General features: G+C 49.9%; 1 protein-coding gene. It reads left to right on the forward strand.

Annotated features, from left to right (window positions below; all coding sequences use genetic code 11):
• Nucleotides 1-62 precede the first annotated feature (62 nt).
• A partial coding sequence (locus tag R7Z47_RS25105) for an FAD-dependent oxidoreductase (protein WP_318130796.1) occupies nt 63-665 on the forward strand: 603 nt, incomplete at its 3' end.

Consider the following 665-nt stretch of genomic DNA (forward strand, 5'->3'; position numbering starts at 1 on the left):
GAGATACCTTAGCTTGGTATTATAAAAGTTAGACGAACACAAATCGTGAACATGAATGTGATGTGTTAGTGGTAGGGAGTGGCGCTGCGGGCTTGTCGTTGGCTTTACGTGTCGCAAACCACTGTAAAGTAATGGTACTCAGCAAAGGACCGCGCAGCGAAGGGGCAACTTACTACGCTCAAGGCGGTATTGCCGCGGTGTTCGATGAATCCGACACCATTGAGTCGCACGTTGAAGATACCCAAATTGCCGGGGATGGTATCTGTGACGAAGAGACCGTGAGATTCATTGCAGAACACTCAAAAGAATGTGTGCAATGGCTGATTGACGGCGGTGTACCGTTTGACCGTGAAGACGATGATTCTGACGATGAACCTCGTTACCACCTAACCCGCGAAGGTGGCCACAGCCGCCGCCGTATTCTGCACGCCGCAGACGCAACCGGTATGGCAATGCAAACCTCATTGCAGGACAACGCCCACAACCATCCCAATATTCATGTTCTTGAACGCCACAACGCTCTGGACTTGATCACTGAAGATAAAATCGGTGGTGATAAAAACAAAGTCATCGGTGCCTATATCTGGAACCGAAACGAAGAGCACGTAGAAACCGTGCGCGCCAAATTTGTGGTTCTAGCGACAGGTGGCGCATCAAAGGTTTAT

The sequence above is a fragment of the Vibrio sp. 1641 genome (assembly GCF_033339995.1).
Classification (GTDB): domain Bacteria; phylum Pseudomonadota; class Gammaproteobacteria; order Enterobacterales; family Vibrionaceae; genus Vibrio; species Vibrio alginolyticus.